This window comes from Streptomyces sp. NPDC096079, assembly GCF_040303145.1.
Classification (GTDB): Bacteria; Actinomycetota; Actinomycetes; order Streptomycetales; family Streptomycetaceae; genus Streptomyces.
This window is the reverse complement of record NZ_JBEOST010000006.1, coordinates 62,901-76,792: the sequence shown is the minus strand read 5'-3', so window position 1 is coordinate 76,792 and position 13,892 is coordinate 62,901. Positions and strand designations below refer to the sequence as shown.

13 protein-coding genes are annotated in these 13,892 nt (G+C 74.2%); 5 read left to right on the top strand and 8 right to left on the bottom strand.

Going from position 1 to position 13,892, the window contains the following annotated elements; translation table 11 throughout:
- Positions 1-125: 125 nt before the first annotated feature.
- The 6 genes from ABTY59_RS14580 to ABTY59_RS14555 all read right to left on the bottom strand — a co-directional run bounded on the left by ABTY59_RS14580 (position 126) and on the right by ABTY59_RS14555 (position 6,344).
- Positions 126-539: a roadblock/LC7 domain-containing protein gene (locus tag ABTY59_RS14580; protein ID WP_352019272.1), complete on the bottom strand. Its 414-nt coding sequence runs from the start codon at positions 537-539 to the stop codon at positions 126-128.
- Positions 540-743: 204 nt separating this feature from the next.
- Positions 744-1,361: a GTP-binding protein gene (locus ABTY59_RS14575; protein WP_352019271.1), complete on the bottom strand. Its 618-nt coding sequence runs from the start codon at positions 1,359-1,361 to the stop codon at positions 744-746.
- Entirely contained in the window at positions 1,342-1,758 is a 417-nt protein-coding gene (locus ABTY59_RS14570) for a DUF742 domain-containing protein (RefSeq protein WP_352019270.1), read from the bottom strand. Before ABTY59_RS14570 ends, ABTY59_RS14575 begins: the two co-directional genes overlap by 20 nt.
- 13 nt (positions 1,759-1,771) lie before the next feature.
- On the bottom strand, positions 1,772-2,206 hold the full coding sequence (locus ABTY59_RS14565; RefSeq protein WP_352019269.1) for a roadblock/LC7 domain-containing protein: 435 nt from the start codon (positions 2,204-2,206) through the stop codon (positions 1,772-1,774).
- On the bottom strand, positions 2,203-5,451 hold the full coding sequence (locus ABTY59_RS14560; protein ID WP_502995368.1) for a sensor histidine kinase: 3,249 nt from the start codon (positions 5,449-5,451) through the stop codon (positions 2,203-2,205). The genes ABTY59_RS14565 and ABTY59_RS14560 overlap by 4 nt, the downstream gene beginning before the upstream one ends.
- Before the next feature lie 59 nt (positions 5,452-5,510).
- Positions 5,511-6,344: an MHYT domain-containing protein gene (locus ABTY59_RS14555; protein ID WP_352019268.1), complete on the bottom strand. Its 834-nt coding sequence runs from the start codon at positions 6,342-6,344 to the stop codon at positions 5,511-5,513.
- Positions 6,345-6,505: 161 nt separating this feature from the next.
- Here ABTY59_RS14555 and ABTY59_RS14550 point away from each other — a divergent pair, with 161 nt between their 5' ends.
- The 5 genes from ABTY59_RS14550 to ABTY59_RS14530 all read left to right on the top strand — a co-directional run bounded on the left by ABTY59_RS14550 (position 6,506) and on the right by ABTY59_RS14530 (position 12,088).
- Positions 6,506-7,111, top strand: a complete 606-nt coding sequence (locus ABTY59_RS14550) for a class I SAM-dependent methyltransferase (RefSeq protein WP_352019267.1) — start codon at positions 6,506-6,508, stop codon at positions 7,109-7,111.
- 213 nt (positions 7,112-7,324) lie between these two features.
- Complete coding sequence (locus ABTY59_RS14545) at positions 7,325-9,178, top strand: bifunctional serine/threonine-protein kinase/glutamate ABC transporter substrate-binding protein (protein WP_352019590.1); 1,854 nt, start codon at positions 7,325-7,327, stop codon at positions 9,176-9,178.
- Between the two features lie 106 nt (positions 9,179-9,284).
- Complete coding sequence (locus tag ABTY59_RS14540; protein ID WP_352019266.1) at positions 9,285-9,620, top strand: hypothetical protein; 336 nt, start codon at positions 9,285-9,287, stop codon at positions 9,618-9,620.
- Positions 9,621-9,717: 97 nt separating this feature from the next.
- Entirely contained in the window at positions 9,718-10,545 is an 828-nt protein-coding gene (locus ABTY59_RS14535; RefSeq protein WP_352019265.1) for a hypothetical protein, read from the top strand.
- 166 nt (positions 10,546-10,711) lie between these two features.
- Complete coding sequence (locus ABTY59_RS14530) at positions 10,712-12,088, top strand: tannase/feruloyl esterase family alpha/beta hydrolase (protein ID WP_352019264.1); 1,377 nt, start codon at positions 10,712-10,714, stop codon at positions 12,086-12,088.
- A gap of 12 nt (positions 12,089-12,100) precedes the next feature.
- Here ABTY59_RS14530 and ABTY59_RS14525 read toward each other — a convergent pair whose 3' ends face one another.
- Both ABTY59_RS14525 and ABTY59_RS14520 read right to left on the bottom strand, forming a co-directional pair.
- On the bottom strand, positions 12,101-12,646 hold the full coding sequence (locus ABTY59_RS14525) for an MOSC domain-containing protein (protein ID WP_352019263.1): 546 nt from the start codon (positions 12,644-12,646) through the stop codon (positions 12,101-12,103).
- A gap of 87 nt (positions 12,647-12,733) precedes the next feature.
- Positions 12,734-13,822 carry a fatty acid desaturase family protein gene (locus ABTY59_RS14520; RefSeq protein ID WP_352019262.1) on the bottom strand — a complete coding sequence of 363 codons (1,089 nt, stop codon included), beginning with the start codon at positions 13,820-13,822 and terminating at the stop codon, positions 12,734-12,736.
- Between the last annotated feature and the right edge of the window lie 70 nt (positions 13,823-13,892).

Genomic DNA, 13,892 nt, shown 5'->3' with positions numbered 1-13,892 from the left:
CCCCTGTGCTCGTTGCGTCTCGGGCTCGCGGGACCTTACGGACCCACGAAGAGAACGTAACGCAGAGTGACGACACTCGCACGGCCTGTGGACAACGGCCTGTGGACAACCGCCCCGAGGCAGCGTCAGACCGCGCCGCCGCCGGGGATCCCGGGCTGTCGGACCGCCACGCCCAGGTGCTCCCCGACCCGGTTGACCAGCAGCGTCATCTCGTACGCCACCTGACCGACGTCGGCCTCGGCCGAGCTCAGGACGCACAGGCAGCTGCCTTCGCCCGCCGCCGTCACGAAGAGCAGCGCGTCGTCGAACTCCACCATCGTCTGCCGTGCCCTGCCCGCCCGGAAGTGCCGCCCGGAGCCACGGGCGAGGCTGTGCAGGCCCGAGGAGACCGCCGCGAGGTGCTCGGCGTCCTCGCGGACGAGTCCGCTGCTCGCCCCCGTGACCAGTCCGTCGTTCGACAGGACCAGCGCGTGCCGTATGAATCCGACCCGCTGGGTCAGGTCGTCCAGGAGCCAGTCCAGTTCCTTGTCCAGCGCCATCAGTGGTCCTCCCCCTAGCCGGTGCGGCCCCTCGGCCCGGACCGGGTGGTCCGTCGGCGTTCGTGGTCCGTACCGTCGTGGTCCGCGTATCGCCGCAAGCCTTACGCACTGTCGTGGGCAGGGCAAGCACTCCACCACGCCCGCGCGTGCCGCGGTGACGCGAGTTCCGCCGAGCCGGCTCCGGACACGGCCGCCCCGCGGCCGTCAGCCGACCGAGTTCAGGAGCCGGGCGGTGTGCATCCTGCCCGCGTACTCGACCAGCCGGATCAGCACCTCCTTGCCCGAATCGCGGTCGCGCGCGTCACACAGCACGACGGGTGTCCCGCGGTCCAGGTCGAGCGCCCGGGACACGTCGTGCGCCCCGTAGGTACGCGCGCCCGTGAAGCAGTTGACCGCGACCACGAACGGGATCTTCCGGTGCTCGAAGTAGTCGACCGCGGGGAAGCAGTCCTCCAGGCGGCGGGTGTCGGCGAGGACGACGGCCCCGAGGGCGCCCTGTGACAACTCGTCCCAGAGGAACCAGAAACGGTCCTGGCCAGGCGTGCCGAAGAGGTACAGGGAGAGCCCGGAGCGGATGGTGATGCGCCCGAAGTCCATGGCGACCGTGGTGGTGGTCTTCTGGTCCACGCCCCCGGTGTCGTCGACCAGTTCGCCCGCACTGCTGAGCTGTTCCTCGGTCCTCAGGGGCCGGATCTCGCTGACCGCGCCGACGAGGGTGGTCTTCCCCACCCCGAACCCGCCGGCGACCAGGATCTTCAGGGCGAGCGCGGAGGTGTCCGCGTCGTCGCCGGGGCCGCTGCTCTCAGAGCGCTCGAAGGCCATCGATTACTTCCCTCAGGATTCTTTCGTCAGGGAGTTGGGCGGGCGGGACGGGCCGGCTGACGCGCACGAAGCCCGATTCGAGAAGGTCGCCGAGGAGGACCCGGACGACTCCGACGGGCAGGTCGGCGTCGGCGGCGAGTTCGGCCACCGACTGCGTCTCGGCCCGGCACAGGGTGAGCAGGGACCGGTGCTCGGGACCCAGGAGTGCTTCCTCGGCCGGTCCCGGCGGCTCGTCGTCCACGACGACGAGCGCGATGAGGTCGAACCGTACGTTGCTGGGTCCCGGCTTGGTCCGTCCTCCGGTCATCGCGTACGGGCGTACGAGCGGACCGGCCTCGGCGTCGTACCACTGGCCCCCCGGTACGGACGGGCCGTGGCCGCTGCTGTCGTCGTCCATGGGTCTCTCCGGGTCAGCCGGTGGCAGGCGGGGTCGCCGTGACCCGCGGCGGGGTGTGCAGGTGCTCGCCGACGCGCTTCACCAGGCGGGCCATCTCGTAGGCGATGAGGCCGATGTCGGCGCTGACGGAACTGAGGACGGCCAGGCAGGAGCCGTCGCCCGCCGCGGCGACGAAGAGGAAGCCGTCGTCCATCTCGACCATCGTCTGGCGGACGCCGCCGGTGTGGAACTGGCGTCCGGCGCCCTTGGCGAGGCTGTGGAAGCCGGACGCGATGGCGGCCAGGTGCTCGGCGTCCTCACGGCTGAGTCCGCTGGAGGCGCCCACGGCGAGCCCGTCGTTCGAGAGCACCACCGTGTGGCGGACCTCGCGGACCCGCATGACGAGGTCGTCGAGGAGCCAGTCCAGTTCCCCGGACCGGTGGTGCGAGATCCGCTCGTGGTCGATCATGCGTCGTCTCCTTCGGAGCGAGGTTCGAGAGGGGCGCGGCCGGGGGCGCGGCCCGTGTCGGTGCCGATGCCCGTGCCGAGGGCGCGCCGGGCGCCCGGGGCCGCGCCACCACCCCGCTGCCAGCCGTCCCGGTACGCCGTCATGCGGTCCCGGACCCGCTCCGGCGTGCGTGCGTCCGTGCCGGGTGCGGCGGGGAGGGGCACCGGCTCCGGGGCCGGTGCCTGCCGCAGCTGCGGCACGAGGCTCGCCTGCCGTACGCGTCGGGGCAGTTCGCCCTCGGATTCACCGTGCCCGGCGGGCCCTTCGCCGGTCGGCGTCGCGGGCGCGTGTTCCCGAGCGGGCGTCGGGGCGGACGGCGGTGGTACGGAGGGGCCGCGGCGGCGCAGCTCGGTGACGCCCGACGGTGCCGGAGCGGGGCCGGGTCCGGGCTCCGGTCGTGCCGTGAGCGCGGGCACGACGGTCGGACGTGCCGGCGGTTGCGGACGGGCGGGCGGCGGGGGCGGCGGGCTCGACGGGCGAGCTCCTTCCGTCGCCGCCTGCGGGCTCCCGGGACGCGCGCCCGGTGACGGCTGGGGGGCCGGGCGTCCCGAGGCCGCGGGGGAGGCCGGTCGCCCGGTGAGCGCGGGGCCCGACGGAGCGGCGGGGCCCGACGGAGCGGCGGGGCCCGGCTTCGGGGCCGGGTGCGGGACCTGGGGCCGGGCGAAGCGGCGGGCTTCGGCGCGCTGTGCCTCCTCGTGCTCCCGCGCCGCACGCTCGCCGCCGGTGCGCGGTGCGTCGACGGCGCCCGGTCCACCCGGTCGTCCCGCCTCGTGCGGGCCGGGGTGCCCCGCGCGCGGGGTTCCCGCGTGGGGCGTGTCGGTGCCGCCGCCGCCCGCCGACGGCCCGCGGCCGGACGGCAGCGCGCCCTGGAGCACGTCGGTCGGGAGCAGTACGACAGCGGTCGTCCCCCCGTACGGAGACGTCCTCAGGTGGACCTTGATGTCGTGGCGCGAGGAGAGGCGGCTGACCACGAAGAGGCCGAGCCGGTCGCTGTCGAAGAGGTCGAGGGCTTCGGACTGGGCGATACGGGCGTTCGCCTCGGCGAGCGTCTCCTTGCCCATGCCGAGCCCGCGGTCCTCGATCTCCAGGGCGTAGCCGTTGCCGACGGGTTCGCCGCTGACCCGCACCTTGGTGTGGGGTGGGGAGAACTGGGCGGCGTTCTCGATGAGTTCGGCGAGGAGATGGGTGAGGTCGGCGACGGCCCCGCCCACGACGGCTGTCTCGGGGAGTCGGCGTACCTCCACGCGCGCGTAGTCCTCGATTTCGGAGACGGCGGCGCGGACCACGTTGGTGAGCGGGACGGGCATGCGCCAGGCGCGGCCCGGGGCGGCGCCGGAGAGGATGATCAGGCTCTCGGCGTGGCGCCGCATGCGGGTGGTGAGGTGGTCGAGCCGGAACAGGTCGCCGAGTTCGTTGGGGTCGTCGGCCCGCCGTTCCATGCTGTCCAGGAGGTTGAGCTGCCGGTGGACGAGGACCTGGCTGCGGCGGGCGAGGTTGACGAAGACGCCGGAGATGCCGCTGGCGAGCTCGGCGCGTTCGACGGCGGCGGAGAGCGCCGCGCGGTGGACGGTGGTGAGGGCCTCGCCGACCTGTCCGACCTCGTCCTGGGAGACGGGTCCCGGCGGGGCCTCGGCCAGGACGTCGATCTCCTCGCCGGCGCGGAGCCGGCGCATGGCGGCGGGGAGTTTGCCGCGTGCGATGCCGAGGGCGGTGTTGCGGAGGCTGACGAGCTCGACGACGAGGCCGCGGCCGATCCGTACGGAGATGACGAGCGAGGCGGCGACGGCCGCGAGGCCGAGGGCGACCGCCGCTCCGCCCGCGGTGAGGGCGCCTCCGGCGAAGGGGTCGGAGCGGTCGGCGACCGCACCGCGCGCGTCGGTCTCGATCGCGGTGAGCCCGCCTCGTACCGCGGCGAGGGTGTCGTCCCACTCGGCGGACGTGACCGCCTGTGCGGCCGGGCGGCCGGGGTCGGCGGCGCTGACCCGGTCCTCCGCGCGGTTGAGGCGGGCCTGGTCGCCGTCGGTGGAGAGCCGGGCCCAGTCGGCGCGTGCGGCGGCGGGCAGGTCGGTGGTGGCGGACGCGGTGAGGGTGCGCCGGGTCTCGACGGCGCCGGAGAACGCCCGGAGGCGGTCCGCGGTGAGCCGGCCGGTGAGGTGGGCGGAGGTGAGGAGGGCGTCCTCGCGGGAGAGCATCTCGCCGGCCCGGCCGAATTCGAGGAGTACGCGCGCGTCGGAGCCCTGTTGGGCGTCCTGGATGCCGGTGAGGGCACCGCCGACGGCGAAGGCGGCGGTGATGGTGTCGGTGTACTCCGCGTACACCTGGTCCCAGTCGGCGCGGCCGTCGGTCGCGGCGGTGCGGAGCCGGGCGAGGCCCTCGACCTTCCCGACGAAGGTGCTCACCCGGGTGGCGACGTCGTCGGGCAGGTCGCCGGTGTCGCCGACGGTGTGCGCGCCGTCCAGGCGGAGCCGGTCGACGGCCTCGTCCGTCCGGCGGATCCGGTCCTTGAGTTCGGCGGAGCGGGTGGCTCCGGGCGCCGCGACCTGCCGTACGGCGGCGCGCCGCTCGGCCTGGAGGGCACCGAGGGCCGCCGTCACGGGCTCGCGGATCTCGGCGTCGACACGCTGGAGCTGGCGGAGCCTGGCGACGTCCTGCGCGGTGGTGACCGTGGCGAAGCCCCAGAGGGCGAGGAGCGAGACGACCGGCACCATCAGGAGCGAGACGATCTTGGCGCGGACCGTGCGGGGGCGCAGCCCCTGGAACGCCGAGCCGAGGCGGAACTCGTCGGGCGCGTGCGGCCGCCCGAAGGGCCCGGTCCCGTCGGCTGCGGCGGCGAAGGACTCGGCGCCGTCGTGTGCGGTCCGGCCCGGCTGGGAGGTACCCGCGCGGCCGGTGGTCCGGGAGACCTGGGAGGCCTGGGAGCTCTGGGAGGCCCGGGAGGCCTGGGAGCCCTGGGAGACCCGGGAGGCCCGGGACGGCTCGTCGGCCCGGGAGTACCGGGCAGAGCCGGAGGCCTCGGCCGTTCCGAAGGCCCGGGCCGATCCGGGGGCCTCGGCGGGTCGTCGGGAGCCGTCGGCCGTTCGGGAGGCGTCGGGGGTCGGCTCCCCCGGCTCGTCGGCGGGCGGGCCCGCGTGTGCGCGCCGCCCGCGCGCGGCCACCGGTGGCGGCGTGGCCGCCTCGGTGTCCTTGGTCCTGCGGGGAGTTCGCATGGCCTCCTCGTTCCGGCTGCGTCTGTCTCTGGTGCGGTGGGTCGTCCGTCGGGGGTCGGTCAGGTCAGGGACGTGCGGGGCGCTTCCGTGGCGCGGAAGCCGGGAGGCGCGACGTCGACCGCGCGCTCGTCGGGTTCGGTGAGGCGCCCGGCGGAGGCGTACGCGGCGCGTTCCCGGGCGGTCGGGGAGAGGGCCACGAAGGCGGAGGTGATGAAGAGGTACGAGCCGAGGCCGACCGCGAGCGGGAAGATGAACTGCATGAGCGACGCTCCCGGGAGCGGGGCGCTCGAAGGGACGACCTCGACCCGCACGGCGAACATCCCGGTGTAGTGCATGCTGCTGACGGCCGCGCCCATCACGAGCGAGGCGACGGCCACGGCCGCCGGCCGGTGGATGTTCAGCGCCGCCCAGAGCGCGGCCGTGGCGGCGACGACGGCGATGAGCACGGAGAGCCCGACGAGCAGCGGGTCGTACCGCACCTGGCCGTGGAGCCGGAGTGCGGCCATGCCCAGGTAGTGCATGCTCGCCACGCCGACCCCCGTGGTCAGTCCGCCGATCAGGAGCGAGCGGACCCGGTCGCGTCCGTAGCCCACGGCGAAGACGCCGACGCCGACGACGCCCATGGCGCCGACGAGGCTGAGGAGGGTGAGCGGGACGTCGTACCGGATGTCGGTGCCCGTCACGCCGAATCCGAGCATCGCGACGAAGTGCATCGTCCAGATGCCGGTGCCGATCGCGGAGGCGGCGGTGATCAGCCAGTTGCGACGCGACCGGCCGGTCGCGTCGAGGGCTCGAACGGTGCAGCGCAGCCCGAGGGCGGCGCCGATGCAGGCCATCGCGTACGACAGCGCGGGTGTCAGCCAGCCGAAGGCGGCGTGGTCCAGGTGTCCCATGGCCCAGGGACGCTAGTGCGCATCAGGGGGCGCACTGGGGGCGCATTTCGAAAGCTGCTGGAATATGACAAAGAGATGGTCCCGAACGATCAGGCCGGGCTCGAACGTGCACACAGAAGGTTCACCCCTTCGTGTGTGGAACCGTGCGGGATCATGAGGCCATGAGCGATGACCCCACACGCGTACGAGAGTTCTTCGGCGCCCGCGCCGCCGGCTGGGACAGCCGGTTCCCCGACGACGGCCCCGCGTACGCCGCCGCCGTGAGCGAGCTCGGCCTGCGCCCCGGCGACGCCGTACTCGACGCCGGCTGCGGTACCGGGCGTGCGCTTCCCCCGCTCCGTACCGCCGTCGGTCCCTCCGGCACGGTGCTCGGGGCCGACCTCACCCCCGAGATGCTCGACCAGGCCGCCGGCGCCGGGCGAGGCGGGGCGGACGGCGGCACGTTGCTGCTCGCCGACGTCGGACGGCTCCCGGTGCGCGACGGCGCGCTCGACGCCGTGTTCGGGGCCGGGCTCATCTCCCACCTCGCCGAACCCCTCGCCGATCTGCGGGAGCTCGCCCGGGTGGTACGGCCCGGGGGCCGCCTCGCGCTCTTCCACCCCATCGGGCGCGCGGCCCTGGCGGCCCGTCACGGCCGGCAGATCACGCCGGACGACCTGCGCGCCGAGCCGCGGCTGCGCCCGCTGCTCGCGGAGGCGGGGTGGCGGCTCGTCGGCTACGTCGACGAGGACACCCGCTTCCTGGCCGTCGCCGTCCGCGAGGACTGAACGCGCTGCGTCCGGGCTGAACGCGCTGCGCCCGGGCCGGGCATACGCGTCGGACGGGAGGGCGTCGTGTGGCAGAGTCGGTGCGGGGCCGGCGTTCGGACCCCGGGGACTCACCACGTCCTCGCCGGGGGCCGTTTCGGGGTGAGGGAGCAGCGGGTGGCGCGCGTGGTGGACGGCCGTTTCGAGCTGGTGGCACGGCTCGGCGGGGGCGGCATGGGGACCGTGTGGCGGGCCAGGGACCTGGCCCTGCACCGCGAGGTGGCCCTCAAGGAGGTGCGCCCGCCGGACCCGGCTCTCGCCGAGTACGACCCCGGGGCGGCCCGGGAGCTCCGCATCCGGGTCCTGCGCGAGGCGAGGGCACTCGCGCGCGTGGCGCATCCCCGGGTGGTGACCATCCATCACATCGTGGACGGCGGCGAGGGCACGTACCCCTGGCTCGTGATGGAGCTGGTCGACGGCGGTTCGCTCCAGGACCGCCTCGACGTGGGCACCCTGACGCCCGGTGAGGCGGCCACGCTGGGGCGCGGGATCCTCGCGGGCCTGCGCGCCGCGCACGCGGCGGGCATCCAGCACCGGGACATCAAGCCCGCCAACGTCCTGCTCCGACGGGAGGACGGTCCGGTCCTCACCGACTTCGGCATCGCGGCGATCCACGGGGCCACCGCCCTGACCGCCACCGGCTCGATCATCGGTACGCCCGACTACATGGCTCCCGAGCGCGTCGGCGGCGAGGAGGGCGGTCCGTCCGCCGACCTCTGGTCGCTGGCGATGACGCTGTACGTCGCGGTGGAGGGCCGCCATCCGCTGAGGCGCGCCAACACGCTGGCCACGCTCGCGGCCGTACTCGGACAGGACGTGCCGCCGCCCCGCCGTGCGGGGCCGCTGACGCGGGCCCTGACGGCAGTGCTGGTACGGGACCCGGCGGCGCGCCCCGACGGCGAGACGCTGGACCGGCTCCTCGCCGAAGCGGAGGCACGAGCGGAAACGACAGCTGGGGCGACCGCTGACGCGACGGCCGCAGCGACAGCCGAGCCACCCGTCGGAGCCGCCTCAGACGCGGGCGCCGCCTCCGCGCCCGACACCGCCACGTCCTACCGGATCGCACCGCCCGACCCGTCCGCGCCGGAACCGTCCGCGCCGGGGAAGCGGCGGAGTGCGGTGTACGCGGGAGCCGCGGCGGCGGTGGTGCTGAGCGGCGTACTCGGCTGGAGGCTCCTGCCCGGCGGCGACGGCGGTACGGACGACGGCCGCGCCGCCGGCCCGCGCAGCGCTCAGCCGTCCTCCCCCGTCACCCCGACGAGCACGTCAGGCTCGACCGGCTCGACCGGTTCGACCACGAAGCCCCCATCCGGTGGCTCCCCCGGCATCACGATCGGCATCAAGTTCGACCAGCCCGGCATGGGGTGGAAGAAGCCGGACGGCACCTACGCGGGGCTCGACGTGGACGTGGCCACCTACATCGCCCGTGCCCTCGGCCACGAACCGGCCGACATCACGTGGAAGGAAGCCTTCGGGTCCACCCGCGAGTCGCTCCTCACCCGCGGCGACGTGGACCTCGTCGTGGCGACGTACGCGATCAACGAGAAGCGGAAGAAACAGGTCGACTTCGCCGGGCCCTATCTCGTCGCCCACCAGGACGTCCTGCTCATGGCGGACTCCCCCGTCACCGAACGGTCCGACCTGAACGGTCGCAAGGTCTGCACGGCCACCGGCACCACCTCCGCCCTCACCATCCGCACCCTGATCGCCCCGCAGGCACTGGTCCGGACGTACGACACGTACACGCAGTGCATGACCGCGCTGAAGACGGGCCAGGTCGACGCCGTGACCGCCGACGACGCGCTCCTGGCCGGGTACGCGACGGGGGACGGCTCCGGGGCCCGGTTCAAGCTCGCGGGCTTCCGTCTGACCGAGGAGCGCTACGGCATCGGCCTCCGCAAGGGCAGCGCCCTGCGGACGGAGGTCCAGGAGGCGCTCGCGCGGATGGTCGGCGACGGTTCCTGGAACAGGGCCGTCGAGAAGAACCTCCCGCTCCTGCGGCCCGACAAGCCCCCGCTTCCGGAGTGATCTCCGACCGTCTCCCCTCACCGATACCAACGCACCCTTCTTTACCGGCACTTCACTGTCTACCGTGGAGTTGCCGGGCAGTCGTGCCCGGGAAAGGCGGCGGGCCGTGGCACGAGTTCCGGAAAGACTGCGCAGACTCCTCCCCTCCGGCCGGAAGGCCCCCGAAGCCGCCGCGCCGGCGCCACCGCGCCCCCGGCAGGGCCACAACCTCTTCGAGGCGGCCGCCGAGTACGTGGCCGCCTGCGCCGAGGACGACCCCGCGCGGGCGGAGGAGGCGGCGAGCCGGGTCTCCCCCGGCATGCTGTCCTTCGGGGTCAACGAGCTGGCCTGCCGGGCGCTGCTGACCCTCGCGCGGGAACGGAACCAGTCACCCCGCACCGTGGCCCGCTCGCTGCTCGGTCTGCGGGACCAGTCGCCGGCCCGCCGGCCCGCCGACACCTGACGGAGGCGTCCCGAAGCGTCGGGGTTCCCTGGTGGAGACCCTCGACGGACGGGTTACCCACTGGTACGGTGCGCCGACGACCGATGGGGAGGATGCCGTGACCGGGACGGACCCGATCGCCGAGGCGGATGCCGACGCGCTGTTTGTGCTGACCGCGGCACTGCTGACGCCCGCGCGCTTCCCGAGCGTGCTCGGTGACGACTACCCGGCGGCCTGCGCCGCACTGGGCCTGCAGCCGTACGCCGAGGGGTACGGGCTCGTGTTCGGCCAGGACGGGCTCGGGGCCCGGTGGACGGTCGTCGTCGACGACGTGTCGCTCGTCGCGGTGGCCATCTCCTCGTGGGACTGCGGCATGGCCTACGACCTCTCCCCGGACGAGAACTCGGTGGTCGCGGGGCTGCCCGGCTGGCCGCTGCCCGTGGCGACCGTCGCCCCGGGCGTCCCCGCCCCGCACGACCCGGAGCCGGAGGAGGGCGACCCCGCACCCCTGACACCGCCCTCCGGCGAGGGGTGGGGTCCCGCCCACCGCCGTCTCGGGGCCGACGAGGTGGCACTCCACTGGGACACCTGGAGGTCCCGGGTGAGCGACGCGGGCCGGGAGAGCGGCCACGCCGACTCCGCACCCGCCGCCGATGCCGCCCCCGCTCCTGCCCCCGCCCCCGGCCCCGGCCCCGACACGGGCGTCCGGAAGGTCCTGGCGGAGCTGCGCGGCTATCTGGAGGAGCCCCCGCCGGTGGGCCGCGTGCGCGCGGACTCCGGGATGCTGCGTGCCGACGGCCCCGGCTGGTCGCTCGTGGCCAGGACCGACGACATGGCGTTCGTCCTGCTCGACGACCTGCCGCGCGAGGTCCTGCCGGTGATCCGGGGGCCCAGGCTGCCTGCCCTCCTCGAAGCGCTCGACGCGATGGCCGTGCGCCCCGCCTGAGGGCTTCCGCCGGTCCGACCCGTCTCCGCTCCCCATAGTCCGACCCGTCTCCGCTCCCCATAGGGCGATGGCCCGTGGTGTGGTTCCACACCATGGCCCGGCGGTGGGGGTGCACCGCACGATGTGGCGCCGCACCCCCTTTCCGCCGTCCCACCGGAGGCTCATCATGCGCCTGATCCCAGGCGTCTCCCTGTTCGCCGCGCTCCTCACCGGGGTCACCGTCCTCGGGCCCGCGAGCCCCGCCGGGGCCGAGGCTCCGTCCGCCGCGCACTGCGCGCGCCAGGACCGGGTCCGCGTGCCCGGCGCCGAGCGCCAGCAGTCCGCCTGTCTGGACGACCTCACGACCGCCGGGCTCGCCGGCACGCCGTACACCGATCCGGCGGACCAGGCGGGGCTCGCAGCCAAGGCGACCCGCAACCCCTCGGGGGTGCCGGGCGTCCAGATCGACGGCTACTTCCCCGACGACTCCCGGCTCAACACCACCCACGGCTGGGCCCATGACGCGCAGTTCGTCATCCGGCTGCCCGACCACTGGAACGGCGGGCTCGTCGTCACCGGCTCGCCCGGCAGCCGCCGCCAGTACTCCACGGACGCGCTGATCTCCGACCAGGTCCTCGCCCGGGGCTTCGCGTACGCCGCCACCGACAAGGGCAACACCGGTCCGGACTTCTTCACCGACGGCCGGGAGCCGGGAGACGCGGTCGCCGAGTGGAACCGCCGGGTGACCGAGCTGACCCGGGCCGCCAAGAAGGCCGTGCGGCAGCGCTACGGCCACGCGCCGGAGCGCACGTACATGACCGGCATCTCCAACGCCGGGTACCTCACGCGCTGGCAGCTGGAGAACCGGCCCGAGCTGTACGACGGCGGGGTCGACTGGGAGGGCGTGCTGTGGACCACGCGCGGCCCGAACCTCCTGACGAGCCTGCCGGTGACGGTGGCCAGGACCCAGGGCCTCGCCACCGACGAGGACCTGATCGCGGCGGGCTTCGCGCCGGGCTCGCGGTTCCTCTGGCCGTATCACGAGAAGGCCTACTGGGGCCTGACGCAGAAGCTCTTCCGGGCCGAGTTCGACCCCTCGTACGATCCGTCCTGCCCCGGCTCGACGGCCGGCGGGACCGTGGAGCAGATCTTCGCGCCCTGCGCCTCGGACGCCTCGTACGACTACGCCACCCGGCCGGCGGCCGTGCATCGCGCGGTCGCGAAGGTGGCGCTCACCGGGCGGATCGGCAAGCCGCTCATCACGCTCCACGGCGACCTCGACACCCTGCTGCCGATCGCGACGGACTCCGACGTGTACGCGCGGATGATCGACGGGCGGGGCCGGGGCGGGCTGCACCGGTACTACACGGTGCAGGACGGCACGCACACGGACGGCCTGTACGACACGTACCCGGACCGGCTCCGGCCGATCCTGCCGTGCTACCGCTCCGCGTTCGACGCCCTGACGCGCTGGGTCGAGGAGGGCACGGCGCCGCCCGCGGACCGGACGATCGCGCGGCCCGCGAGCGGTGACGTGGTCAACTCCTGCGCACTGGAGGGGTGAGGAACCGGACGGTCAGACGCGCTCCAGCGGACGGTGCGGCTCCGCCGGGAGTTCGGCCCGGATCGGGTCGCCGGGCCGCACCTCGCCGCCGGTGCGCACGACGCCCATGATGCCCGCCTTGCGCACCACCCGGCCGTTCTCGTCACGGCCGACGACCTGCTTGAGCAGGCCGTGCCGGAAGTCGTCGATCTGCGCACAGGGGTTGCGCAGGCCGGTGACCTCGACGACGGCCTCCGCGCCGAGGTGCAGGAGGGTGCCGGTGGGCAGGGAGAGCAGGTCGATCCCCCGGGTCGTGACGTTCTCCCCGAGGTCGCCGGGGGCGACCTCGAAGCCGGCACCGGCGACGTCGTCGAAGAGCTCGGAGTGGATGAGGTGGACCTGCCGCAGGTTGGGCTGGGTGGGGTCCTGCGCCACACGGGAGCGGTGCTTCACCGTCACTCCGGCGTGGACGTCGCCCTCCACTCCGAGCCCGGCGAGGAGGGTGATGCCCTCCCTGTTGGGCTTGGTGAACGAGTACGTGCCGTTGCTGCTGACCGTGGTGACGGTGGCGTCGCTCATGGTGAGAGGTCCCCTTTCTCTGCCGCCCCGGGCCGCGGCACGCCGCCCGCCCGGACCGATGATCACATCGCGCCTCGCCGTACGACCCTACGCCGCGCCCTCGGCACGCAGCGGCGCGCCCACCTCGTGCAGATGGCCGAGGGCCTGGCGGTACGAGTCCACGAAGCCGGTCTCCGTGTACGGGACGCCGAGAGCGGCACAGTGGGCGCGGACGGCGGGCTGGGCCAGGCGGAGGTTCGGGCGCGGCATGCTCGGGAAGAGGTGGTGCTCGACCTGGTAGTTCAGGCCGCCGAGGAACCAGTCGGTCAGGACGCCGCCCCGGATGTTGCGCGAGGTGAGCACCTGGCGGCGCAGATGGCCCCAGCTGTCGCCGTCCTCGTGCTCGTCCGGCCGGTCCATGCCCTTGTGGTTGGGGGCGAAGGCCATGCCGAGGTGCACGCCGAGGAGCATCTGGTGGACGAGCGCGAAGACGAGGGCCTGGGCGGGCGTCAGGAGGGTGAGGAGCAGGGTCGCGTAGCCGGCGAAGTGGGCCAGGAGCATCGCTCCTTCGACGAGCCGCTCCTTCCGGGTGCGGCAGGGGCCGTCCTCGGCGAGCAGGGCCTGGATCCCGTACGCCTTGAGCGCGATGCCCTCCAGCGTGGTCAGCGGGAAGAACAGCCAGGCCTGGTGGCGGGTGAGGAACCCGCGCAGGCCCGTGCGGCCCGTCGTCTGGTGCTCGGCGAAGACCAGGATGTCGGCGACGACGTCCGGGTCCTTGTCGAGGTGGTTGGGGTTGGCGTGGTGGCGGTTGTGCTTGTCGTTCCACCACTCCCTGCTCATGCCGAGCAGGAGGTTGGCGTGGACGAGCTGGAGGATCCTGCTGACCCTGCGGTCGGCGGTGATCTGGGCGTGGCCGGCGTCGTGACCGACGAAGGCGGCGCGGGCGGAGAACAGTGCGAGGGGCACGGCGAGCGGCAGGGCCCACCAGGAGGACCCGATCAGGGCGAGGCCGGCCACGACGGCGGCGATGCCGAGGAGGTTGACCACGATGCCGCGGGCGTACCAGCCGGGGCGGTGTTCGAGGAGGCCCTGTTCCCTGACCGTCCGCAGGAGCGGGCTGAACTCGCTGGCGCCCCGGGCGCGTTCGGACGCCGCACGGGGTGCGGCGGCCGGGGGCAGGACGGTGGCCTGGGACATGGCGGGCTCCGGTTTCTGTCGTTCTGACGGATCGGTGCGGGTCGGTTCTCGGTCGGTGGGCGCCTACCGA

What these genes read in the sequence shown, in the direction of transcription:
- ABTY59_RS14530 (WP_352019264.1), top strand. Translation starts at nt 10,712, where the DNA reads ATGCGCCTGATCCCAGGCGTCTCCCTGTTCGCCGCGCTCCTCACCGGG.
- ABTY59_RS14560 (WP_502995368.1), bottom strand. Translation starts at nt 5,451, where the DNA reads ATGCGAACTCCCCGCAGGACCAAGGACACCGAGGCGGCCACGCCGCCA.
- ABTY59_RS14575 (WP_352019271.1), bottom strand. Translation starts at nt 1,361, where the DNA reads ATGGCCTTCGAGCGCTCTGAGAGCAGCGGCCCCGGCGACGACGCGGAC.
- ABTY59_RS14580 (WP_352019272.1), bottom strand. Translation starts at nt 539, where the DNA reads ATGGCGCTGGACAAGGAACTGGACTGGCTCCTGGACGACCTGACCCAG.
- ABTY59_RS14565 (WP_352019269.1), bottom strand. Translation starts at nt 2,206, where the DNA reads ATGATCGACCACGAGCGGATCTCGCACCACCGGTCCGGGGAACTGGAC.
- ABTY59_RS14520 (WP_352019262.1), bottom strand. Translation starts at nt 13,822, where the DNA reads ATGTCCCAGGCCACCGTCCTGCCCCCGGCCGCCGCACCCCGTGCGGCG.
- ABTY59_RS14550 (WP_352019267.1), top strand. Translation starts at nt 6,506, where the DNA reads ATGAGCGATGACCCCACACGCGTACGAGAGTTCTTCGGCGCCCGCGCC.
- ABTY59_RS14545 (WP_352019590.1), top strand. Translation starts at nt 7,325, where the DNA reads ATGGGGACCGTGTGGCGGGCCAGGGACCTGGCCCTGCACCGCGAGGTG.
- ABTY59_RS14525 (WP_352019263.1), bottom strand. Translation starts at nt 12,646, where the DNA reads ATGAGCGACGCCACCGTCACCACGGTCAGCAGCAACGGCACGTACTCG.
- ABTY59_RS14570 (WP_352019270.1), bottom strand. Translation starts at nt 1,758, where the DNA reads ATGGACGACGACAGCAGCGGCCACGGCCCGTCCGTACCGGGGGGCCAG.
- ABTY59_RS14555 (WP_352019268.1), bottom strand. Translation starts at nt 6,344, where the DNA reads ATGGGACACCTGGACCACGCCGCCTTCGGCTGGCTGACACCCGCGCTG.